This window comes from Nonomuraea monospora (genome assembly GCF_039531895.1).
Taxonomy (GTDB): Bacteria; Actinomycetota; Actinomycetes; order Streptosporangiales; family Streptosporangiaceae; genus Nonomuraea; species Nonomuraea monospora.
The window spans coordinates 60,922-81,595 of the sequence record NZ_BAAAQX010000050.1; the positions used below are offsets into that span (position 1 = coordinate 60,922).

At 68.7% G+C, this 20,674-nt stretch carries 26 protein-coding genes; 3 read left to right on the forward strand and 23 right to left on the reverse strand.

Going from position 1 to position 20,674, the window contains the following annotated elements; genetic code table 11:
• Window positions 1–3: 3 nt before the first annotated feature.
• From glmM to rplM, 3 genes are read right to left on the reverse strand one after another with little or no spacing between them, the layout of a single operon-like run.
• Window positions 4–1,350 (reverse strand): phosphoglucosamine mutase, encoded by a 1,347-nt coding sequence (gene glmM, locus ABD331_RS53930; protein ID WP_344494184.1) that lies wholly within the window; start codon window positions 1,348–1,350, stop codon window positions 4–6.
• A gap of 1 nt (window position 1,351) precedes the next feature.
• Window positions 1,352–1,876, reverse strand: a complete 525-nt coding sequence (gene rpsI / locus ABD331_RS53935; RefSeq protein ID WP_148439679.1) for a 30S ribosomal protein S9 — start codon at window positions 1,874–1,876, stop codon at window positions 1,352–1,354.
• Window positions 1,877–1,902: 26 nt separating this feature from the next.
• On the reverse strand, window positions 1,903–2,346 hold the full coding sequence (gene rplM / locus ABD331_RS53940; RefSeq protein WP_148439680.1) for a 50S ribosomal protein L13: 444 nt from the start codon (window positions 2,344–2,346) through the stop codon (window positions 1,903–1,905).
• A 385-nt stretch (window positions 2,347–2,731) separates the two neighbouring features.
• Between rplM and ABD331_RS53945 the strand changes: the two genes are divergently transcribed.
• From ABD331_RS53945 to ABD331_RS53955, 3 genes are all read left to right on the forward strand, one after another.
• Entirely contained in the window at window positions 2,732–3,415 is a 684-nt protein-coding gene (locus tag ABD331_RS53945; RefSeq protein ID WP_344494187.1) for a CAP domain-containing protein, read from the forward strand.
• Window positions 3,416–3,439: 24 nt separating this feature from the next.
• The gene (locus ABD331_RS53950) at window positions 3,440–5,692 is read left to right on the forward strand and encodes a hypothetical protein (protein WP_344494188.1); all 2,253 of its coding nucleotides are present in this window, start codon (window positions 3,440–3,442) and stop codon (window positions 5,690–5,692) included.
• Window positions 5,693–5,793: 101 nt separating this feature from the next.
• Complete coding sequence (locus tag ABD331_RS53955; protein WP_344494190.1) at window positions 5,794–8,604, forward strand: chromosomal replication initiator protein DnaA; 2,811 nt, start codon at window positions 5,794–5,796, stop codon at window positions 8,602–8,604.
• Here ABD331_RS53955 and truA read toward each other — a convergent pair.
• The 20 genes from truA to ABD331_RS54055 all read right to left on the reverse strand — a co-directional run bounded on the left by truA (window position 8,569) and on the right by ABD331_RS54055 (window position 20,672).
• Entirely contained in the window at window positions 8,569–9,525 is a 957-nt protein-coding gene (truA, locus tag ABD331_RS53960; protein ID WP_344494192.1) for a tRNA pseudouridine(38-40) synthase TruA, read from the reverse strand. The genes ABD331_RS53955 and truA overlap by 36 nt on opposite strands.
• Before the next feature lie 62 nt (window positions 9,526–9,587).
• On the reverse strand, window positions 9,588–10,124 hold the full coding sequence (gene rplQ / locus ABD331_RS53965) for a 50S ribosomal protein L17 (RefSeq protein WP_344494194.1): 537 nt from the start codon (window positions 10,122–10,124) through the stop codon (window positions 9,588–9,590).
• A 122-nt stretch (window positions 10,125–10,246) separates the two neighbouring features.
• Complete coding sequence (locus tag ABD331_RS53970; protein ID WP_043623495.1) at window positions 10,247–11,263, reverse strand: DNA-directed RNA polymerase subunit alpha; 1,017 nt, start codon at window positions 11,261–11,263, stop codon at window positions 10,247–10,249.
• Between the two features lie 105 nt (window positions 11,264–11,368).
• The gene (rpsD, locus tag ABD331_RS53975; protein ID WP_344494198.1) at window positions 11,369–11,995 is read right to left on the reverse strand and encodes a 30S ribosomal protein S4; all 627 of its coding nucleotides are present in this window, start codon (window positions 11,993–11,995) and stop codon (window positions 11,369–11,371) included.
• 23 nt (window positions 11,996–12,018) lie between these two features.
• On the reverse strand, window positions 12,019–12,423 hold the full coding sequence (rpsK, locus tag ABD331_RS53980; protein WP_020542285.1) for a 30S ribosomal protein S11: 405 nt from the start codon (window positions 12,421–12,423) through the stop codon (window positions 12,019–12,021).
• Window positions 12,424–12,466: 43 nt separating this feature from the next.
• The gene (rpsM, locus tag ABD331_RS53985; protein ID WP_132617274.1) at window positions 12,467–12,847 is read right to left on the reverse strand and encodes a 30S ribosomal protein S13; all 381 of its coding nucleotides are present in this window, start codon (window positions 12,845–12,847) and stop codon (window positions 12,467–12,469) included.
• Between the two features lie 213 nt (window positions 12,848–13,060).
• Window positions 13,061–13,174: a 50S ribosomal protein L36 gene (rpmJ, locus tag ABD331_RS53990; RefSeq protein WP_003956441.1), complete on the reverse strand. Its 114-nt coding sequence runs from the start codon at window positions 13,172–13,174 to the stop codon at window positions 13,061–13,063.
• A 24-nt stretch (window positions 13,175–13,198) separates the two neighbouring features.
• Window positions 13,199–13,420, reverse strand: a complete 222-nt coding sequence (infA, locus tag ABD331_RS53995) for a translation initiation factor IF-1 (RefSeq protein ID WP_012887858.1) — start codon at window positions 13,418–13,420, stop codon at window positions 13,199–13,201.
• Between the two features lie 279 nt (window positions 13,421–13,699).
• The gene (locus ABD331_RS54000; protein ID WP_344494201.1) at window positions 13,700–14,101 is read right to left on the reverse strand and encodes a hypothetical protein; all 402 of its coding nucleotides are present in this window, start codon (window positions 14,099–14,101) and stop codon (window positions 13,700–13,702) included.
• Window positions 14,102–14,202: 101 nt separating this feature from the next.
• On the reverse strand, window positions 14,203–14,634 hold the full coding sequence (locus ABD331_RS54005; protein WP_344494202.1) for a DUF1707 SHOCT-like domain-containing protein: 432 nt from the start codon (window positions 14,632–14,634) through the stop codon (window positions 14,203–14,205).
• Window positions 14,635–14,649: 15 nt separating this feature from the next.
• A complete protein-coding gene (gene map / locus ABD331_RS54010; RefSeq protein ID WP_344494203.1) occupies window positions 14,650–15,459 on the reverse strand; it encodes a type I methionyl aminopeptidase in 810 nt (269 codons plus the stop codon).
• Between the two features lie 111 nt (window positions 15,460–15,570).
• Window positions 15,571–16,221 (reverse strand): adenylate kinase, encoded by a 651-nt coding sequence (locus ABD331_RS54015; protein WP_080043223.1) that lies wholly within the window; start codon window positions 16,219–16,221, stop codon window positions 15,571–15,573.
• Complete coding sequence (secY, locus tag ABD331_RS54020) at window positions 16,221–17,525, reverse strand: preprotein translocase subunit SecY (RefSeq protein ID WP_344494205.1); 1,305 nt, start codon at window positions 17,523–17,525, stop codon at window positions 16,221–16,223. The genes ABD331_RS54015 and secY overlap by 1 nt, the downstream gene beginning before the upstream one ends.
• A 170-nt stretch (window positions 17,526–17,695) precedes the next feature.
• The gene (gene rplO, locus ABD331_RS54025) at window positions 17,696–18,151 is read right to left on the reverse strand and encodes a 50S ribosomal protein L15 (protein ID WP_344494207.1); all 456 of its coding nucleotides are present in this window, start codon (window positions 18,149–18,151) and stop codon (window positions 17,696–17,698) included.
• Between the two features lie 2 nt (window positions 18,152–18,153).
• Window positions 18,154–18,336, reverse strand: a complete 183-nt coding sequence (gene rpmD / locus ABD331_RS54030) for a 50S ribosomal protein L30 (RefSeq protein WP_080043226.1) — start codon at window positions 18,334–18,336, stop codon at window positions 18,154–18,156.
• A 2-nt stretch (window positions 18,337–18,338) separates the two neighbouring features.
• Window positions 18,339–18,968 (reverse strand): 30S ribosomal protein S5, encoded by a 630-nt coding sequence (gene rpsE, locus ABD331_RS54035; protein WP_043623468.1) that lies wholly within the window; start codon window positions 18,966–18,968, stop codon window positions 18,339–18,341.
• 28 nt (window positions 18,969–18,996) lie between these two features.
• A complete protein-coding gene (rplR, locus tag ABD331_RS54040; protein WP_344494210.1) occupies window positions 18,997–19,380 on the reverse strand; it encodes a 50S ribosomal protein L18 in 384 nt (127 codons plus the stop codon).
• A gap of 2 nt (window positions 19,381–19,382) precedes the next feature.
• A complete protein-coding gene (rplF, locus tag ABD331_RS54045; protein ID WP_344494212.1) occupies window positions 19,383–19,925 on the reverse strand; it encodes a 50S ribosomal protein L6 in 543 nt (180 codons plus the stop codon).
• A gap of 16 nt (window positions 19,926–19,941) precedes the next feature.
• A complete protein-coding gene (gene rpsH / locus ABD331_RS54050) occupies window positions 19,942–20,340 on the reverse strand; it encodes a 30S ribosomal protein S8 (protein WP_219467986.1) in 399 nt (132 codons plus the stop codon).
• 146 nt (window positions 20,341–20,486) lie between these two features.
• Entirely contained in the window at window positions 20,487–20,672 is a 186-nt protein-coding gene (locus ABD331_RS54055) for a type Z 30S ribosomal protein S14 (RefSeq protein WP_020542298.1), read from the reverse strand.
• Window positions 20,673–20,674 lie beyond the last annotated feature (2 nt).

Consider the following 20,674-nt stretch of genomic DNA (forward strand, 5'->3'; position numbering starts at 1 on the left):
TGTTCAGACGCAGGCCGTGCGCACGACGTCGGCCAGCCGCCCCGCAACCCGCGTGGCGTGCTCCTCCGACGCGGCCTCCACCATGACCCGGATCATGGGCTCGGTCCCGCTCGGCCGGATCAGCACCCGGCCGGTCTCCCCCAGCTCGGCCTCCGCCTCGGCGACGGCGGCGACGAGCTCGGGCACCGAGGCCTTGCCCTTGTCGACGTCCTTGACGTTGATCAGGATCTGCGGCAGCGGCGTCATCACCGCGGCCAGCTCCCGCAGCGGCACGCCCGACTTGGCCACCACGCCCAGCAGGTGCAGCGAGGTGAGCAGGCCGTCGCCCGTGGTGGCGTGGTCGAGCATGATGACGTGCCCCGACTGCTCGCCGCCCAGGTTGAACCCGTCGGACTTCATCCGCTCCAGCACGTAGCGGTCGCCCACCGCGGTCTCCACCACGGTGATCCCCGCGTCGCGCATCGCCAGCTTGAAGCCCAGGTTGGACATCACGGTCGCGACCACGGTGTCCTTGGCCAGCAGGCCCTCGCCGTGCATGGCGGCGGCGAGGATGGCCATGATGTGGTCGCCGTCGACGATGGCGCCCGTGTGGTCGACCGCCAGGCAGCGGTCGGCGTCGCCGTCGTAGGCCACGCCCAGGTCGGCGCCGCGCGAGATGACGACCTGCTGGAGCTTGTCCAGGTGGGTCGAGCCGTGGCCCCTGTTGATGTTCAGGCCGTCGGGCCTGGCGCCGATGGCCTCGACCCGCGCGCCGGCGCGCACCAGCGCCTCGGGCGCCACCATGTGGGCGGCTCCGTGAGCGCAGTCGATCACCACGTTCAGCCCGTCGAGCGGCGAGGTCATCGTGGTCAGCACGTGCGAGATGTAGCGGTCGGCCTCCCCGTACGCGTCGCGCACCCGGCCGACGCCCGAGCCGACGGGGAAGCTCCATTCCTCGCCGAGCCGCCGCTCGATCTCGTCCTCCACCGCGTCGGACAGCTTGAAGCCGCCGCGCGCCAGGAACTTGATGCCGTTGTCGGGCGCCGGGTTGTGCGACGCCGACAGCATGACGCCGAGGTCGGCGCCGAGCGCGGCCGTGAGGTGGGCGACGGCCGGGGTGGGCAGCACGCCGAGGCGCAGCACGTCCACTCCAGACGCCGCGAGGCCGGCGACCACGGCGGCCTCGAGAAATTCTCCCGAGGCACGCGGGTCCCGGCCTACGACCGCTACCGGACGGCGTCCGGTAGCGGCGAACGCGCCTGCATCGCCGAGGACGTGAGCAGCCGCCACGGACAGGTCCATGGCGAGCTCAGCGGTGAGGTCGCGACCAGCGACCCCACGTACCCCGTCGGTGCCGAAAAGGCGCGCCAACTTAGCGCTTGCTGTACTGCGGAGCCTTACGGGCCTTCTTGAGGCCGTACTTCTTCCGCTCCGTGGCGCGGGCGTCACGGGTGAGGAAGCCGGCCTTCTTCAGCGGCGGGCGGTTGACTTCGACGTCCAGGATCGCCAGGGCGCGGGACAGGCCCATGCGCAGCGCGCCGGCCTGACCGGTGACGCCGCCGCCGTCGATGCGGGCGATGACGTCGAACGCCTCTTCGGCGCCGAGCACCACGAAGGGCTCGTTGACGATCTGCTGGTGGACCTTGTTCGGGAAGTAGACGTCCAGCGAACGACCGTTGATCGTCCACTTGCCGGTGCCGGGGACGATGCGCACGCGGGCGATCGCCTCCTTGCGGCGGCCGGTGCCGTACGAGTTGCCCGTGGTGACGGGCTTGCGCACGGGGGCGTCAGCGCTGGCGGCGGACTCGGTGGTGTACTCGGACGGGAAGTCCTCGCCGGAGTACTCCTCCAGCTCGGCCGTCTCTACGACCGTCTCGACACCGGTGGGCTCAGCCACGGTTCTCCTCTAAATCTTTCGAACTACTACTGGGCGATCTGGGTGATCTCGAACGGCACGGGCTGCTGAGCCTGGTGCGGGTGCTCGGCACCCGCGTACACCTTGAGCTTCTTGGCCATCTTCCGGCCGAGGGAGTTCTTCGGCAGCATGCCCTTGACGGCCTTCTCGACAGCCTTGTCGGGCCGCTTGTCCATGAGCTCGCCATAGCTGACGGAACGCAGACCGCCCGGGTAGCCCGAGTGGCGGTACGCCTTCTTCTGCTCACGCTTGTTGCCGCTCAGCGCGATCTTGTCGGCGTTGATGACGATGACGAAGTCACCGGTGTCGACGTGGTTCGCGAAGATCGGCTTGTGCTTGCCGCGGAGCAGGGTCGCGACGTGGCTGGCCAGCCGGCCCAGCACGACATCGGTCGCGTCGATGACGTACCACTGACGCTGGACGTCGGCGGGCTTCGGTGAGTACGTGCGCACGGTCGTAGCCTTCTTTATGCTCGCGTCTTCGGCGCTGTCGGATGCGACAGCTACATTGGTCGGTCGGTGCGGGCACACGACGGCCCGGACCTTCCGTCTCCTCAACACGGGAGATGACGCCGGACGCGCCGCGCATTGGTCTCGCTGGACCTATGCACACAACGAACCTAAGCTACCCGCCCAAAGGCGTGCAGGTCAAAGTGACCGGTAACCCGAGGCGAGTCTACCCGACCGCAGAACGGTTCGATTTCGTTTCCCTGGAACCCCTTCTTTCCCAGGACCAGACATCTCTATCGTTAGCGGCGGTATGTGGCGGATCTCTCACACCCGGCAAACCCAGCGCGGCCTTCGGCGCCGGAGCCGACTGGGTCTGCTGACCTGCCTCATGGCCGTGCTCCTCACCGGCGTCCTCATCGGCCGGCTCTCCAACGGCCCCGAGCCCGCCCCGCACGTCTACCTCAACGAGACGGCCCCGCCCGCCGCCGCCACCGCCAACCCCGCCCCCACGGCGGCCAAGAAGGCGCAACCGCAGGCCGAACGCATCCCCCGCGGCATCACCACCAAGAAGACGCCCCGCGGCACGGCCACCCCCAGGCCCACCCGATCGTCGAAGGACCAGATCGACGGCTTCAACACCCAGGACGACCCCGCCGTCGTCGCCGAACCCCAGGGCGACGGCGTGCAGGTCCTGGCGGGGCTGGCCTCCAAGGTCGTCACCCTGACCAACGCCGCCAGGGCCCGTCGCGGCTGCGGGCCGCTGCGGGTCAACGCCGCGCTCACCCGCTCCGCGCGTACGCACTCGCTGGAGATGGCCCGCACGGGACGGCTGTCGCACACCTCCCCCGACGGCGCCTCCCCCTGGGACCGCATGGAGCGCGCCGGATACCGCTGGGGCGCCGCCGAGAACATCGGCGCCGGCTACAGCACCGCCGAGGAGGCCGTGAACGGCTGGCTGGACAGCCCCGACCACCGCAAGAACATCCTCGACTGCGGCCTCAGAGCCATCGGCGTCGGCGTCGCCTCAGGACCTGGAGGACCATGGTGGACTCAGGACTTCGGAACCCAATGACGAACATCACGGTAATGTCGCCGCATGGTTTCCAACGGCAGTGGGGAACGTGAGAACGGCACGGGCAGCGCCCCCTACGGGATGGGAGGCGGCCCGAAGGGCCAGGGCGGCGCCCCGCGGGGCGGCGCTCCCGACGACCCCTTCGGTGGCGGCCCCGCTGACGGCGGTTCCTTCATGAACGGCGGCCCCTCCGGCAACGGATCCTCCGGCGGCTTCTTCACCAGCCGCAACCCGGCGAACGGCGACCCCTCCAGCAGCGGATCATCCTCCGGCGGCTTCTTCGGCGACGCCCCCTCCTCCGGCAACGGCCCGTCCTCCGGCGGTTTCTTCGGCGACAGCCCCTCGGGCAACGGCTCGTCCGGCGGCTTCTTCGACGACGGCCCCTCCTCCGGCAACGGCTCATCCTCCGGGGGCTTCTTCGGCGACGGCCCTTCCGGCAACGGACAGGACCGCCCCTCGGGCAACGGGCCCTCCGGCGGCTTCTTCAGCGACGGCCCCTCCGGCAACGGCCCCTCCGGCAACGGGCAGGACCGGCCTTCGGGCAACGGCGCCACCGACCCCTTCGGCAGCAGGCCGCGCGACCCCTTCGACAGCGGGCCCGGCGGTTTCGGCGGCCCCTCCGGCAGCTTCTTCACCAGCGGCAACCCCGGCGGCCCAGGCGGCAGCAATCCCGGCGGCGGCAACGGCGGCCCCGGCAACGGCGGCCCCCGCGACGGCGGACGCCCGAGCGGCCCAGGCGGCCCCGACGGCTTTGGCGGCGGCGAGCCCGGCAGCTTCGGCGGCCCCTCCGGCAGCTTCTTCACCAGCGGCAACCCCGGCGGCCCAGGCGGCAGCAATCCCGGCGGCGACCCCGGTGCCCCCGGCAACGGCGGCCAGCGCGACGGTCTGGGCGGTGGCCCCGGTCGCGGAGCCGACGGAGGCCCTGGCGGCCCCGGCCGATCCTCCGGCGGCCCCCAGAACGGCCCGCAGTCCGGCAACCCCTTCGGCGCCGACCCGTTCGGCGGCGACCCCTTCGCGGGCGGCCCCTTCGGCGGCGGCGGCCCCCACGGCCCCGCTCCCGGCCTCGGCTCGCAAGGCCCAGGCCCACAGGGTCCAGGCGCACAAGGTCCAGGCTCACAGGGCCCAGGCGCACACGGCCCAGGCGGCCCCGGCGCACACGGCTTCGGTCAGGGGCCCGGACCCGGACAAGGTCCTGGACAGGGCCCCGGGCAAGGCGGTCCCGGCCCCGACGGACGTCCCAACTCCGGTCCCGACGGACGTCCCAACGCAGGATCCGGCCCCGACGCACGTCCCGACGCCCGCCCGGGAGGACGCGGCCCAGGACGCCGCGGCAAGCGCGCGGCCGACCCCGACGGCCCCGAGCCCGGCCCCCGCGGCAAGGACCCGTTCGCCGCGGACCCCTTCGCCGACGACGCCCCCGCGTCCGGCAAGTCCCGCCGCTCCCGCAAGGACCGCAAGGACCGCGCGGACGCGGACGACACCGACCAGCAGAAGAACAACAAGGCGGACGACCCCTCGCGAGCCCCGCAGAGCAAGGTCGGCTGGAGCCCGTACGACGAGGGCGGCCGCTCGCGCGGGCCGCTGCTGGCCACGATCGGCGGCGTGGTCGTGCTCGGCCTGCTCGGCGGCGGCCTCTACCTGATGTGGAACGCCGACTCCCCCACCTCGGCCGAGACCGCCGCCCCCAGGCAGACCTCGGCGCCGCTGCCGTCGGCCCCGCCCGGCAAGTACGGGTTCGCGGCCGACCGCGAGACCGACCCGGACGCGATCTCGGTCAAGGAGGTCTTCGGCTCGAAGAAGAAGTTCACGGTGTCGGGCCGCGGCTACGAGATGACGGTCACCAGCAAGGACAAGAAGTGCGACGACGGCGCTCTGGGCGACGCGCTCAAGAAGGCGCTGAAGTCGGCGAAGTGCACCCAGTTCCTGCGCGCGAGCTTCCGCGACAAGGCGGGCAAGGTGATCGGCACGGTCGGCGTGGCGAACCTGAGCACGAGCAAGAACGCCGGCAAGGTGGCCAAGAGCGGCGACGACCAGAACTACGTCAAGCCGCTGGCGGGCAAGGACAGCGTCACGAAGCTCCTCGGCTCGGGCGCGGGCGGTGCGAAGGTGTCCACGTACGGGCACTATGCGATCTTGGTCTGGTTCCAGAACAAGGACGGCACGAAACCCGACTCCAAGGGGCAGAAGCGGATCTCCGAGGCCATCAACGACATCACCAAGGCCACCGTGTTCCAGGCCATGGACCACCGTGCGCTGTCCGGCAGCGCACTGAGCTGAGCGGTCTTTGTGGGGCATATGCGCATGTAGGGAACCCGTGATGCCTGTGGGAACGCCCATACCGACATAACGATCTCGCTACTCTCGCTACGCTTCCAGCTATGCGTGGCCAGGAACCCGGGTCTGAGCACGATCGCAGGGAAGCCGACCGCTCGGCCGCCCCCGCGACGCCACCGCCGAGCTTCGGCCAGACCAACGGGCGAGACGTTCCAGCGGCGTTCACTCCATCCGACGTTCCCTTCGACACTCCATCCGACGAGACGGCGGACGCCGACGCGCGTCCCGTCCCGCCCGTCCTGCGGGGGCCGTCGTCCGACCTGGAGGCGTCGCCCGGCGCCCAGCCATGGGAGGTGCCGGGCGACGACGCCACCCAATACGACTGGTTCTCGGACCCCGCCCACCCCGACCATGCCCACCCCGACCACGGGCCCTCCGGCGTCCCCCAGTCCGGCCCGCACGCCTTCGGCCACCACAGCGAGGAGCACCCGCCTCCCGGGCCGACGCACCCAGCCTCCGGGCATGAGCACCCGTCCCCCGGGCCGACGCACCCGGCGCCCGAGCATGAGCACCCGGCTCCCGGACCGACGCACCCGGCACCCGAGCATGAGCACCCGGCTCCCGGACCGACGCACCCGGCGCCCGGGCGTCAGCACCCAGCTCTCAGGCATGAGCACACCGCTCTCGGGCAGGATTACCCGCCCTTCGGCCAGCCGTCGTCCGACCAGCACGCCTTCGCCCGGCAACACCCGAGCTGGGAGCCACCCGCCGACCCCTCGCCCTTCGGCCCGCCACCCGGCGACCAGCACGCCTTCAACCCACAGCACCCCACCCAGGACCCGGGCCACCCGCCGTTCAACGCCCAGCCCGGTCAGGAGCCCGCGCCCGGCCAGCCGCCGTTCGCGCCGCAGCCAGGCCAGGAGCCGCCCGCCGATCAGGGTTTCAGGCCGCCCGCCTACCAGGAGCCGTTCGCCGCACCCCCGACCGGCTTCACCCCCTTCGGCACCCCCGCCCCCGACCACCCCTGGCAGGCCGGAGACGACCAGACCCGTCCGGGCCGCCTCCAGGACATCCGCCCCTGGGACCAGCCGCACGACGATCAAGCCCGGGACACGAACCGCTGGCCGACGGACCCGGTGGTCCCCGGCGCCCCGCCCTGGGAGCCGCCACCGGCGTTCACCGCCGCCGCGGCGGGCATGCCGGCCTGGCCCGCCCCCCTGGACCCGCACGCCATCCCCCCGTGGCCGGCCGCGACGGGCGAGCTGGAGGCCGAGCCCGACGAGCCGAACCTCCTACCGCCCTTCGACCCGAACGCCACCAACCCCGAGGGCTTCCCCCGCCCGGCCCACTACTTCGACCCCGAGGCCGCCAAGCGGGACGCCGCCCAGCACCCGTCCCAGGGCACGCCCGCGCCCACCGAGCAGGACGCCACGAACCCCGCGGGCCCCCACCCGTTCCACCCTGCCACCGACCCGTCGCCCGAAGACGCCACCACCCCACCGGACGGCATCCACCCGCTCCCAACCCCCCAAGACGCCCCCGGCACCGCACACCATGCCGACGCGCCCGGCCCATCGCACTACCTCGACACGCCGGGAGCCTCAGACGCGACCGGCTCACCGCACTACTCCGACGCGCCCGGAGCCTCGAACGCGCCCGGCCCATCGCGCCACCCCGACGCGCCCGGAGCCTCGAACGCGCCCGGCCCATCGCGCCACCCCGACGCGCCCGGAGCCTCGAACGCGCCCGACCATTCGCCCCACCCCGGCACGCCCGCCACCCCCCACCCGCCCCCCGCCGAAAAGATCGCCCACGGAAGCGCCTCCCACGGGAACGCCGCCCATGGGAACGCCGACGAGACCACCCAGGCGACACCCCATGAGGGCCACCCCGACGACCTCCAGCCCGACGACACAAGGCTGGGCCTCCCCCTCCCCGGCGCCCACTCCACCCCCCTGTCGGCCCCCGTACCAGCAACGGAAGAGCACCCCCGCCCACCCGAGCCAGGCGACGTCCCCGTCTGGCCCCCCACACCCCCCACCGGTGACAAACTGCCCGAGCTCCCTTTCTCCCGAGACACCTGGGGCCACCGCCCGTCCACATCCCTGGACGTGGCCAGACCCCAGGCAGGCGCCCCGGTCTTCCCTCCGGGCGCGTTCAAACAGCCCCCGTTCCAGACCCCGCCCCCACCCCCGCCACCGGCGAAGAGCAAGCGGGCCCTGCTGGTCACGCTGGGCGCGCTGGCCCTGGCAGGCGTGGCGACGGGCGGTTTCTTCGCCTTCCAGGCGGTGAGCGGCGCCCCGCCCACGACGGCCGCGACCCGCGTCGGCGCATCACCGAGCATCACCACCGAGCAGTCCTCCCCACCGGAGGCGGCCGGCACGTCGATCCTGAACTCGGAGCAGACGGACCCGCAGAAGTTGTCGCTGTCGGAGGCGTTCCCGAAGAAGAAGGTGAGCGCGGCGGGCACCACGTTCACCAGGGTCAAGGCGCACATGGAGACGACCTGCGAGAAGGCGGCCACGGGCGCGTTCGCCGACGCGCTGAAGGAGCAGAAGTGCAGCCGCGTCCTGCGGGCGACCTACGTCGACAGCAAGCGCCGTTACGCCGTCACCACCGGCATCGCCGTCCTGCCCGACAAGACGGCCGCGGCCACCGCCGACCAGGTCAAGAACCTGTCCCGCAACGTCTGGTTCCGCCCGCTGCCCGGCCCGGACGACTCGGGCGGCGAGCGGGTGCACATCGCCGGCGGTTACGCGGCGGGCCTGGTCTGGGGCCGCTACATCGTCTTCAGCTACGCCACCCACGCCGACGGCCACACGCCGGAGGCCAAGGACAAGACGTTGCCCAAGGTCAGCGGGGCGTTCCGGGACCAGACGTCACTCGTCCTCGAACGCCGCATCACGAAGGGCTGAGCCAGGGGTCGAGGCAGGGCCTTGGGCAGAGGCCGAGGCAGAACCTGAGGCAGGGGCCGAGGCCGCCGTCCGTACTCGCCGCGTGGCTAGCGCCCGCGCGGCGAGCTCAGCCTCCGGCGGGTACCCCACCTCTTCCAGGCACAGGCCGTGCGCGGGCGCGACATGCACCCCCGAGTCCCGTACGGCCCGCGCCAGCACCTCGCCCGGCCATTCCACCGGCCGCCGTCCGTCACCGGCCGCCAGCAGCGACCCGACCAGCGCCCGCACCATCGAGTGGCAGAACGCGTCGGCCACGACCGTGGCCTCCAGCACGCCGTCCGCCTGGCGGGCCCACTCCAGCCGCTGCAGCTCCCTGATCGTCGTGGCCCCTTCGCGTTTCTTGCAGAACGCCGCGAAGTCGTGCTCCCCGACCAGCCGGGCGGCGGCCGCGTTCATCGCGTCGAGGTCGAGGGGCCGGTTGTGCCAGACCACCTCGCGCCGCCGCAGCGGGTCGACGCCGCCGGGAGCGTCACTCACCCGGTACGCGTACCGCCGGAACATGGCGGAGAATCGTGCGTCAAAGCCCTCAGGAGCCACCGAGACCCGATAAATCCGTACATCTGGCTCCAGGACACCACCGAGCCGCCGCACGAGCGCAGAGAGCCGCTCATCGACGTCCAGGGGCCCCCGATTCCCGTCCAGCTCCCCCAGCGCCGCCTCAGGCACGTCCACGTGGGCCACCTGCCCCCGCGCGTGCACCCCCGCGTCGGTGCGCCCGGCCACGGTCAGCATCACGGGCCCGTCGAGCCGCAGGATCCGGCCGAGCGCCTGCTCGATCTCCCCCTGGACGGTGCGCAGCCCCGGCTGCCTGGCCCAGCCGGAGAAGTCCGTCCCGTCGTACGCGAGGTCGAGGCGGAGCCGTACCACGATGTTCTCCCTCATATACGGAAACGGGCCCGAACCCCCGCCAGGGGATCCGGGCCCGTCTCATCCAGCCTGAAAGATCAGGCCTCGTCCTTCTTCGCCTCAGGAGCCTCAGCGGGAGCCTCGTCGGCAGCGGCCTCAGAGGCCTCAGCCTTCGGCTCCTCGGCGGGGGCCTCAGCCTCGGTCTCCTCCTCAGCCGGAGCAGCCGCAGCGGCCGGGGCGGCCTGAGCCTCGGTGCGGCGGGTGGTGACACCGTTCAGCGGCTCCGTCACCAGCTCGATGACCGCCATCGGGGCGTTGTCGCCCTTACGCGGACCGATCTTGGTGATGCGGGTGTAGCCACCGGGACGCTCGGCGAACGTGACCGCCAGCTCGGTGAACAGGTGGTGCACGACGCCCTTGTCCCGAACGACGGTCAGGACCTGACGCCGGTTGTGGATGTCGCCCTTCTTCGCCTTGGTGATCAGGCGCTCCGCCAGCGGACGCAGGCGCTTGGCCTTCGTGACCGTCGTGCGGATCTTGCCGTGGCGGAACAGATCGGTGGCCAGGTTGGCCAGGATCAGCCGCTCGTGCGCCGGGCTGCCGCCAAGACGTGCACCCTTGGTGGGCTTGGGCATGGTCTTTCTCCTCCTGGATGAACCCGCCCCGGCCGTACCAGGTACCGGAGTCGGGCCGGACCGCGGTCACAGCGCGGTCCGTTATTGAGCCCCCGCGATCACACGCGGGGGCTGACGGTGAATCAGTACTGCTCGGTCTCGACGTACGCGCTGTCGTCGTCGTCGTAGCCGCCGCCGGCCACCGCGCTCGGGTCGAACCCGGGCGGGGAGTCCTTGAGCGCCAGCGACATCTCGTGCAGCTTCTGCTTGACCTCTTCGATCGACTTGGCGCCGAAGTTCCTTATGTCGAGCAGGTCCTGCTCGCTGCGGGCGACGAGCTCACCCACGGTGTGGATGCCCTCGCGCTTGAGGCAGTTGTAGGAGCGGACGGTGAGGTTAAGCTCCTCGATCGGCAGTGCCAGATCGGCGGCGAGGGCGGCGTCGGTCGGCGAGGGGCCGATGTCGATGCCCTCGGCCTCGACGTTGAGCTCGCGGGCCAGGCCGAAGAGCTCGACGAGGGTCTTACCGGCGGAGGCCACCGCGTCGCGGGGCTTCATCGCCGGCTTGGTCTCGACGTCGAGGATGAGGCGGTCGAAGTCGGTGCGCTGCTCGACTCGGGTCGCCTCGACCTTGTAGGTGACCTTGAGCACCGGGGAGTAGATGGAGTCGATCGGGATCCGGCCGATCTCCTGGCCCGGCTGCTTGTTCTGCGCGGCGGAGACGTAGCCGCGACCGCGCTCGACGGTCAGCTCCATCTCCAGCTTCGCCTTGCCGTTGAGCGTGGCGATGCGCAGCTCGGGGTTGTGCACCTCGACACCGGCCGGAGGCGCGATGTCGGCGGCGGTGACCTCACCCGGGCCCTGCTTGCGCAGGTACATCACGACCGGCTCGTCGTGCTCGGAGGAGACGACCAGCTCCTTGAGGTTCAGGATGATGTCGGTGACGTCTTCCTTGACCCCGGGAACGGTCGAGAACTCGTGCAGCACGCCCTCGATGCGGATGCTCGTCACGGCCGCGCCCGGGATGGACGACAGCAGCGTGCGCCGCAGGGAGTTGCCGATGGTGTAGCCGAAGCCCGGCTCCAGCGGCTCGATGACGAATCGGGACCGGGTCTCGTCGATCGACTCTTCGAGAAGAGTCGGACGCTGAGCGATCAGCATGTGCGGGTCTCCCCTTGTTCGTGTGGCGACCGCTATATGACGCCACTCCGATAAACAGCCTAGTCGGGGCACGGCATGCCGCACCCCGACCGGACGAGTTACTACTTACTTCGAGTAGTACTCGACGATGAGCTGCTCCTGGACCTGGGTGTCGATCTGCTGGCGAACCGGCAGCTGGTGAACCAGGACGCGGAGCTTCTCGGGCACGACGCCGAGCCACGCGGGAACCGTGCGCTCGCCGGCGGTGGCGCGGGCCACCTCGTACGGCAGCAGGTTGCGCTTGGTCTCGCGCACCTCGATGATGTCGTGCTCGCGAACGCGGTACGACGGGATGTCGACCTTCTTGCCGTTCACCAGGAAGTGCCCGTGACGGACCTGCTGGCGGGCGGCGTCACGCGACTGCGCGAAACCGGCGCGGTAGACGACGTTGTCGAGACGGCTCTCCAGGATCTGGAGCAGCACCTCACCCGACTTGCCGGTCTTGCCCGCGGCCTCCTCGTAGTAGTTGTGGAACTGCTTCTCGAGGACGCCGTAGATGCGGCGGGTCTTCTGCTTCTCGCGAAGCTGAAGCTGGTACTCGGACTCCTTGGGGCGTCCGCGGCCGTGCTCACCCGGGGGGTAAGGACGGATCTCGATGGGGCACTTGGCGGATTCGCACTTGCTGCCCTTGAGGAAGAGCTTGGTCTTCTCGCGACGGCAGAGCTTGCAGTCCGCGCCCGTGTAACGAGCCATTTCTCTGTATCTCCTGGGCTAATTCAGACGCGGCGGCGCTTCGGCGGCCGGCAACCGTTGTGCGGAACCGGGGTGACGTCCTGGATCGAACCCACCTCCAGGCCGGTGGCCTGCAGCGAGCGGATCGCGGTCTCGCGGCCGGAGCCGGGACCCTTGACGAAGACGTCGACCTTGCGCATGCCGTGCTCCATGGCGCGGCGGGCGGCGTTCTCGGCGGCCATCTGGGCGGCGAACGGGGTGGACTTGCGGGAGCCCTTGAAACCCACGTGGCCGGCGCTGGCCCAGGAGATCACGTTCCCGTTGGGGTCGGTGATCGAGACGATCGTGTTGTTGAACGTGCTCTTGATGTGGGCGTGCCCGTGAGCGACGTTCTTCTTCTCCTTGCGGCGCACCTTCTTCGGCGCACCCTGGCGGCTCTTAGGAGGCATTCTTTGCCTTCACTCCTGAGGTCTTCGGTCCGCGGCTGCGGGACTACTTCTTACCGGGCTTCTTCTTGCCGGCGACGGTCTTCTTCTTGCCCTTACGGGTGCGCGCGTTGGTCTGCGTGCGCTGACCGTGCACGGGCAGGCCCTTGCGGTGCCGAATGCCCTGGTAGCAACCGATCTCGATCTTGCGGCGGATGTCGGCCTGGACCTCGCGGCGCAGGTCACCCTCGATCTTGTAGTTCGCCTCGATGTAGTCACGCATCGGGACGAGCTCGGTGTCGGAGAGCTGGTGCACACGCAGGTCGCCGCTCACGCCGGTGGCCTGGAGGATCTCCTGGGCACGGGTGCGGCCGATTCCGTAGATGTAGGTGAGAGCGATCTCCAGCCGCTTGTCGCGGGGGAGGTCGACGCCAACCAGGCGAGCCATGGTCGGGCATTCTCCTTCTTTGTGGCGGAGGTCTTGCGCCGCACTACCCCTCCCCAATGCCCGGGGTGAGGGCCCCGGCCTCCGACCGGGGGTCTCCTGAGCGGTTCAGTGAATCACTGCCTGCTCAGGTGTGTGACGCGACTACTTGTTGCGGGCTCCTCATGCATCGAGCCCGCACCCTGACGGGGCGGACTCGGAGAAGCCTCGCGGCGACTAACCCTGACGCTGCTTGTGGCGCAGGTTGTCGCAGATCACCATGACGCGACCGTGCCGGCGGATCACCTTGCACTTGTCGCAGATCTTCTTGACGCTCGGCTTTACCTTCATTGTCCTTCGTGTCCTCAGACGTCTTTACTTGTATCGGTAGACGATCCGCCCACGACTCAGGTCGTAGGGGCTCAGCTCAACGACAACCCGGTCGTCAGGAAGAATTCGGATGTAGTGCATCCGCATCCGTCCGCTGATGTGGGCCAGGACTTTGTGGCCGTTGTCGAGCTGCACCCTGAACATGGCGTTCGGGAGCGATTCGACCACAGTGCCCTCGATCTCGATGGCGCCGTCTTTCTTGGCCAAAATTCCTCGCGTTTCACTGATCGGTCGTCTGAGGCTCCGGTTCACTACGCAGCCGCGACCTTCACGCTTCGAAGAGAGCGACGATCAGCAAGGATCGCCGACGCGTGGAAAGTCATAGTGAGCCGACTAAGGAGTGTACGACACCTGAGCCTAAAACGCGAAACGCGTGCCAGGTGTCCTGACACAACCATGAAAGAGTCTACCCCACGCCCCGGGTGCCTGACACACATGGAAGGGCCCGCCGGAGGTTCTCGGCGGGCCCTTCCACGGTCGTGCGGGCTATCCCCAGATGCGGTGCTGCGAGCCGCAGTACTTGTACTTGCCGCCCCAGCAGGTCCAGGTGTAGATCTTCTTGATCCCCTTGCCCGACCAGGTCGCGTCGTACGAGCCGTTCCAGTGGCGGTAGAACTTGTGCCACTTGCCGCCGGAGTAGTACTTGAACCAGACGTAGCCGTGCTTCGGCGAGTACTCCTTGCCGTACCAGTGGGTGTAGACCTTGGAGCCGGACTTGTAGGTCTTGCCGTAGGTGTAGGCCTTGTTGTTGCTGGAGTAGTACTTGCCCCAGCTCGCGCTCGCCGTGGAGGCGGACGCGGTGGTGGCGGCCTGCGCGGCGGGGGCGACGGCCAGACCGGCGAACGCCATCGAGCCGGCGAGGGCGGTGGCCGCAAGGAGCTTGCGCATGTGGTTTCCTCCGTGAGTCGTGGTCGACACAGCTCACGTTAAGAAGCCGGGCATATCCGTACTGCGCATGAATCCACACAGTGCACTACTGCACAAAGCCCCTACGTACGCTTCGGCTGGTTGTTCCCGAAGACCGTGCTGACCAGCAGGATGACGCCCCACGGCCCCATCACCCACAGCGGCCACGGATAGATCAGGTCACCGGCCGTGACGCTCACGATCAGCCAGATCACCCAGTTGATGCCGCTGGCGGCCGCCCAGGCGCTCCAGGCCGCCCGCAGGCCGCTGTGCATGCCCTGCTGCGAGGGCTTCTGGGCCGCGGACGCCTTGACGGGCAGGTGTCTTAAGTCCACGTCGGGCAGGTCGGCCGTCAGCTTGGCCAGTTCGCCGTAGGTCTTGCTCTTGTAGAGGTTCTCGAGCCGCTCGTTGAACTCGTCCATCGTGATGCGACCCTGCGCGGTGTGCTCGCGGAGGATGGCGGCGACCCGGTCACGGTCACCATCGGAGGCACGCATCTCGGGGCTGTTGGCCATCCCACCCACTCCCGGCTAGGGCTGAAGTTGAGCCAGGCGCGATTCGCCCCCGTCTAGGGCGGTAAGCACCCAAGGACCATTATGTGTCACGGCAACGCTGTGTTCGAAGTGTGCGGAGTGCTTGCCGTCGATCGTCACCACGGTCCAGTCGTCGGCCAGCACGCGGGTGCGCTCCGTGCCCAGGTTGACCATGGGCTCGATCGCCAGGCACATGCCCTCCTCCAGCGCGGGGCCCCGGCCGGGCTTGCCGTGGTTGGCGATCCACGGGTCCATGTGCATCTCGGTGCCGATGCCGTGGCCTCCGTACTCCGGAGGGATGCCGTAGCGGCCCTGAGACTTCACGTAACGCTCGACCTCGTACCCGATGTCGGACAGGTGCCGCCCGGGCCTCAGCGCGGCGATACCGCGCCACATGGCCTCCTCGGTGACCCGCATCAGCTCGGTCAGCTTCGGGTCCACCTCGCCGATCGGGACGGTGACGGCGGAGTCGCCGTGCCAGCCCTCCAGGATCGCTCCACAGTCGATCGAGATGATGTCGCCCTCTTGGAGCTTGCGGGCGTTGGTCGGGATGCCGTGCACCACCTCGTCGTTCACCGACGCGCAGATGGTGGCGGGGAAGCCCTGGTAGCCCTTGAAGGACGGGATGGCGCCCGCGTCCCTGATCGCCTTCTCGGCGATGACGTCGAGGTCGAGCGGCGTCATGCCGGGCTCGACCGAGCGCCTCAGCAGGTCGAGCGTGCGCCCGACGACGAGGCCGGCGGCCCGCATCTTCTCGAGCTGCTCCGGCGACTTGATCTGGATGCCGTGTTTGTTGCGCTTGAACATCTTCTGCCCCCCTGGGTCTCAACGGGCCACAGTGGGGGCCCAATTCCCCCCACAATAGCCGCGAGGTGGCACGGAAACCCGTGCCACCTCCGCAAATCGGCCGCTTCTGGGCTAGCCCAGGAACGGCCGGATCGCGTCCATGGCCCGCTGAGTGACCTCCTCGACCGGGCCGGTCGCGTCAACGCCGACCAGGATGCCCTCGTCGGCGTAGTAGGAGACCAGCGGAGCCGTCTGCTCCTGGTAGACCTCCAGGCGGTGCCTGACGGTCTCCTCCTTGTCGTCGTCCCGCTGGAACAGCGCGCCCCCGCACGCGTCACACTTGTCGTCCTTCTTGTCGTCGAACTCGACGTGCCAGATGCGTCCGCACTGGCTGCAGGTCCGCCGGCCGGCGAGCCGCCTGACCACCTCGTCATCGTCGACGACGAGCTCGAGTACGAGATCCAGTGCCTGGCCCCAGTCCTTGAGCATGTCGCGCAGGATCTCCGCCTGCGCGACGTTCCTCGGGAAGCCGTCGAGCAGGAAGCCGTCCTGCGCGTCGTCCTCGGACAGACGGTCACGGACCATGGCGATGGTGACCTCGTCGGGCACCAGATCACCACGGTCCATGTACGTCTTGGCCAGCTTGCCAAGATCCGTGCCGCCGGAGACGTTGGCACGGAAGATGTCACCTGTCGAAATCTTCGGGATGGACAGGTTCGATGCGATGTACTGGGCCTGTGTCCCCTTACCCGCTCCAGGGGGCCCAACCAGAACGAGACGCACTACCGCAGGAAACCTTCGTAGTTACGCTGCTGCAGCTGGCTCTCGATCTGCTTCACCGTGTCCAGGCCGACGCCTACCATGATCAGAATGCTCGTCCCTCCGAACGGGAAGTTCTGGCTCGCACCGGCCACCGCCAGCGCGACGATCGGGACCATGGAGATCAGACCCAGATAGAGCGCGCCAGGCGCGGTCAGACGGGTGAGCACGAAGTTCAGGTATTCAGCCGTCGGACGGCCGGGGCGGATGCCCGGAATGAATCCACCGTACTTCTTCATGTTGTCGGCGACTTCAGTGGGGTTGAAGGTAATCGACACGTAGAAGTAGGTGAAGAAGATGATCAGCAGGAAGAACGTGGCCATGTAGATCGGGGTGTCGCCCGTGGCCAGGTTCTGCGAGATCCAGGTGACCACCGCGTTGTCGCTGGTCTGGAAGAGCGACGTGATGAGCTGCGGCAGGTAGAGCAGGGACGAGGCGAAGATGACCGGGATGATGCCGGCCTGGTTGACCTTCAGCGGGATGTAGGTGGACGTGCCGCCGTACATCCTGCGGCCCACCATGCGCTTGGCGTACTGGACCGGGATGCGCCGCTGCGCCTGCTCGACGAAGACCACCGCGGCGATCATGAAGATGCCGACCACCATGACGACGGCGAAGGTGAACTTGTTCGCCTGGAAGATGTTGGCCAGCTCGGAGGGGAAGACCGCGACGACCTGCGTGAAGATCAGGATGGACATGCCGTTGCCGACGCCGCGGTCGGTGATGAGCTCGCCCAGCCACATGATCACCGACGTACCGGCGGTCATGATGATGACCATCGTCACGATCATGAAGATGTTGTCGGGGTCCAGCAGGACGTCCTGCTGGCAGTTCGGGAAGAGCTGGCCGGTGCGGGCCAGCGCGATGAAGGCCGTCGACTGCAGGATCGCGAGCCCGATCGTCAGATAACGCGTATACTGCGTGATCTTGGTCTGACCGGATTGGCCTTCCTTCTTCAGCGCTTCGAGTCGCGGAATGACCACGACGAGCAGCTGGAGAATGATGCTCGCGGTGATATAAGGCATGATGCCCAGCGCGAACACCGACAGTTTAAGCAGCGCACCGCCGCTGAAGAGCTGGACCATCCCGTAGATGTTGCCGGTGTCGCCACTACGGGCCTGGTCGAAACAGGCGGCGAGGTTCTGGACGTGGACTCCCGGGGTCGGCAGAACCGAGCCGAGACGGAAAAGCGCGATGATGCCCAGGGTGAAGAGCAACTTCTTGCGCAGGTCCGGTGTCCGGAACGCCCGGGTAAACGCGGTCAGCACGGTCCCTCCTGCGCGCCTTTACGGCGTTGTGAGTAAGCGATGGTGCGGGGATCTGCCATCTGAAGTCTCATGTCGAACGAGCCGGACAGAAGCCTGCCGTCTCGCGAACTCTAACGCACTACGGGCGTGGGGGCCCATTGTCAGAGCCCCCACGCCTCGTCATAGCGTTACTACAGCTCGGTAACGGAACCACCGGCGGCGGCGATCTTCTCCTTCGCGGAGGACGAGAAGGCGTGAGCCGTCACGTTCACCGCGACCGAGATCTCGCCGGTGCCGAGCACCTTCACGAGCTGGTTCTTGCGAACAGCACCCTTGGCGACCAGAGTCTCGACGGTGACCTCGCCACCCTCGGGGAACAGCTCGCCGATCCTGTCGAGGTTGACGACCTGGTAGGTCGTCTTGAACAGGGCGTTGGAGAAGCCCTTGAGCTTCGGCAGACGCCTCTGCAGCGGCACCTGGCCACCCTCGAAACCGAGAGGCACAGTGGTACGGGCGTGCGAGCCCTTGGTGCCGCGACCGGCGGTCTTGCCCTTGGACGCCTCGCCGCGACCCTTGCGGATCTTCGACTTGTTGGCGCCGGGGGCCGGACGCAGGTCGTGAATCTTGAGCGGAGCCTTGTCAGTCATGACTAGTCGACCTCTTCCACCTCGACGAGGTGCGTCACCACGGAGACCATGCCGCGAATCTCGGGCCGGTCCTCCTTGACGACGACGTCGCCGATTCGCTTCAGGCCAAGCGAACGCAGCGAGTCACGCTGGTTCTGCTTGCCACCGATCTTCGAGCGAACCTGAGTGATCTTCAGGCGTGCCATGACTAGCTCACCGCCTTCGCGGCAGCCGCCTCCGCCAGGCCCTCGCGCTGAGCCTTGAGCATGGCAGGCGGGGCCACGTCCTCGATCGGCAGGCCACGGCGGGCGGCGATCTCCTCGGGGCGCGAGAGGCCCTTCAGAGCCGCCACGGTGGCGTGCACGATGTTGATCGGGTTGTCGGAGCCGAGCGACTTGGAGAGCACGTCGTGGATGCCCGCGCACTCCAGCACCGCGCGCACCGGGCCACCGGCGATGACGCCGGTACCGGCCGAGGCCGGACGCAGGAAGACGACGCCGGCCGCCTCCTCGCCCTGCACGGTGTGCGGGATGGTGCCCTGGATCCGAGGCACCTTGAAGAAGTGCTTCTTGGCCTCTTCGACGCCCTTGGCGATGGCCGCGGGGACTTCCTTGGCCTTGCCGTAGCCGACGCCGACCAGGCCGTTACCGTCACCGACGACGACGAGGGCGGTGAAGCTGAAGCGACGACCACCCTTCACGACCTTGGCCACTCGGTTGATCTTCACTACGCGCTCGATGTACGAGACGCCCTTGTCGGCGGCGCCACCGCGGCGATCGTCACGACGGTCCCGCCGCTCGCCACCGGTGCCGCCACCGCGACGCGGAGCTGCAGCCATCAGTGGTTCCTCTTCTCAGCGTTGGTCATTAGAACTCGAGCCCGCCTTCGCGAGCGCTGTCCGCCAGAGCGGCGATGCGCCCGGCGTAGCGGTTGCCACCGCGGTCGAAGACGACCTTGGTGATCCCGGCTTCCTTGGCCCGCTGAGCGAGGAGCTCGCCGACCTTCTTCGCCTTCTCCGTCTTGTCCGCCTCCAGCGTGCGCAGCGAGGGGTCCATGGTGGACGCGCTCACCAGCGTGTGGCCGACGGAGTCGTCCACGATCTGGACGAACATGTGACGCGTCGAGCGATTGACGACCAGGCGCGGACGCGCGGCCGTACCGACGACGAACTTGCGGACGCGGCGGTGACGGCGGGCCCGCGAAACGGTGCGGGCAGCCGTGTGCTTGCTGAACGCAACCTTCGGAGCCATGCCTACTTACCAGCCTTTCCGACCTTGCGGCGGATCTGTTCGCCCTGGTAACGCACGCCCTTGCCCTTGTACGGGTCAGGCTTGCGCAACTTGCGGATGTTGGCCGCGACCTCGCCGACCTTCTGCTTGTCGATGCCGTCCACGTGGAACAGGGTCGGCTTCTCGACGCGGAAGCTGACGCCGTCGGGGGCGTCGACGATGACCGGGTGGCTGAAGCCCAGCGAGAACTCCAGCTGCGTCGGGCCCTTGGCCTGGACGCGGTAACCGACGCCGACGATCTCAAGGCTCTTGGAGTAGCCCTGAGTGACGCCCTGCACCATGTTGGCGATCAGCGTCCGGGACAGGCCGTGCAGCGCACGGACCTTGTTCTCGTCGTTCGGCCGGGTGACGGCGATCGCGCCGTCGTCGTCGCGCCCGACCTTGATGGGCTCGGCGACCTTGTGAATGAGCGTGCCCTTCGGGCCCTTTACCTGGACATCCTGGCCGTCGATCGTGATGTCGACGCCACTCGGCACAGGGATGGGCAGCCGTCCGATTCGCGACATGCTGTGTTCCTCCCCTCTACCAGACGTAGGCGAGGACTTCGCCGCCCACGCCACGCTTGCCGGCCTGCTTGTCGGTCATGAGGCCGTGGGACGTCGAGATGATCGCGACGCCCAGTCCGCCCAGGACTCGAGGCAGGTTGTCCTTCTTCGCATAAACGCGCAGACCGGGCTTGGAAACCCGGCGCACGCCCGCGAGCGACCGCTCACGGGTGGGCCCGAACTTGAGCTCCACCACGAGGTTCTTCCCGACCTTGGCGTCTTCGACGGTCCAAGCCTGGATGTAACCCTCCTGCTGGAGGATCTCGGCGATGTGCGCCTTGATCTTCGAGTACGGCATCGACACGCTGTCGTGGTACGCCGAATTCGCATTACGCAGACGCGTGAGCATGTCTGCGATCGGGTCGGTCATCGTCATGGCCAGTGGCCTTCCTCACCACGGTTTCCAGTCGGCCAAGCAGCGCTCTGCCGGTGGACCTATGGCGTGGTCGTGGGCGCGTTGGGCGCCCTGATCTACTACGAACATGAGGGGCGGCCCCGTGAGAGAGCCGCCCTTCAGGATATCTACCAGCTCGACTTGGTGATGCCGGGCAGCTCGCCCCGGTGCGCCATCTCACGGAAGCACACACGGCACAGGCCGAACTTCCTGTACACGGCGCGCGGACGCCCGCAGCGCGAGCACCGCGTGTAGGCCCGGACCTCGAACTTCTGCTTGCGCCCCGCCTTGGCGATCAGCGACTTCTTCGCCATTG

Coding starts and splice junctions, on each gene's coding strand:
- ABD331_RS53945 (WP_344494187.1), top strand. CDS start 2,732: ATGGCCGTGCTCCTCACCGGCGTCCTCATCGGCCGGCTCTCCAACGGC.
- ABD331_RS53950 (WP_344494188.1), top strand. CDS start 3,440: ATGGTTTCCAACGGCAGTGGGGAACGTGAGAACGGCACGGGCAGCGCC.
- ABD331_RS53955 (WP_344494190.1), top strand. CDS start 5,794: ATGCGTGGCCAGGAACCCGGGTCTGAGCACGATCGCAGGGAAGCCGAC.
- truA (WP_344494192.1), bottom strand. CDS start 9,525: ATGAGGGAGAACATCGTGGTACGGCTCCGCCTCGACCTCGCGTACGAC.
- rplQ (WP_344494194.1), bottom strand. CDS start 10,124: ATGCCCAAGCCCACCAAGGGTGCACGTCTTGGCGGCAGCCCGGCGCAC.
- ABD331_RS53970 (WP_043623495.1), bottom strand. CDS start 11,263: ATGCTGATCGCTCAGCGTCCGACTCTTCTCGAAGAGTCGATCGACGAG.
- rpsD (WP_344494198.1), bottom strand. CDS start 11,995: ATGGCTCGTTACACGGGCGCGGACTGCAAGCTCTGCCGTCGCGAGAAG.
- rpsK (WP_020542285.1), bottom strand. CDS start 12,423: ATGCCTCCTAAGAGCCGCCAGGGTGCGCCGAAGAAGGTGCGCCGCAAG.
- rpsM (WP_132617274.1), bottom strand. CDS start 12,847: ATGGCTCGCCTGGTTGGCGTCGACCTCCCCCGCGACAAGCGGCTGGAG.
- rpmJ (WP_003956441.1), bottom strand. CDS start 13,174: ATGAAGGTAAAGCCGAGCGTCAAGAAGATCTGCGACAAGTGCAAGGTG.
- ABD331_RS54000 (WP_344494201.1), bottom strand. CDS start 14,101: ATGCGCAAGCTCCTTGCGGCCACCGCCCTCGCCGGCTCGATGGCGTTC.
- ABD331_RS54005 (WP_344494202.1), bottom strand. CDS start 14,634: ATGGCCAACAGCCCCGAGATGCGTGCCTCCGATGGTGACCGTGACCGG.
- map (WP_344494203.1), bottom strand. CDS start 15,459: ATGTTCAAGCGCAACAAACACGGCATCCAGATCAAGTCGCCGGAGCAG.
- rplO (WP_344494207.1), bottom strand. CDS start 18,151: ATGACTGACAAGGCTCCGCTCAAGATTCACGACCTGCGTCCGGCCCCC.
- rpmD (WP_080043226.1), bottom strand. CDS start 18,336: ATGGCACGCCTGAAGATCACTCAGGTTCGCTCGAAGATCGGTGGCAAG.
- rpsE (WP_043623468.1), bottom strand. CDS start 18,968: ATGGCTGCAGCTCCGCGTCGCGGTGGCGGCACCGGTGGCGAGCGGCGG.
- rplR (WP_344494210.1), bottom strand. CDS start 19,380: ATGGCTCCGAAGGTTGCGTTCAGCAAGCACACGGCTGCCCGCACCGTT.
- rplF (WP_344494212.1), bottom strand. CDS start 19,925: ATGTCGCGAATCGGACGGCTGCCCATCCCTGTGCCGAGTGGCGTCGAC.
- rpsH (WP_219467986.1), bottom strand. CDS start 20,340: ATGACGATGACCGACCCGATCGCAGACATGCTCACGCGTCTGCGTAAT.
- ABD331_RS54055 (WP_020542298.1), bottom strand. CDS start 20,672: ATGGCGAAGAAGTCGCTGATCGCCAAGGCGGGGCGCAAGCAGAAGTTC.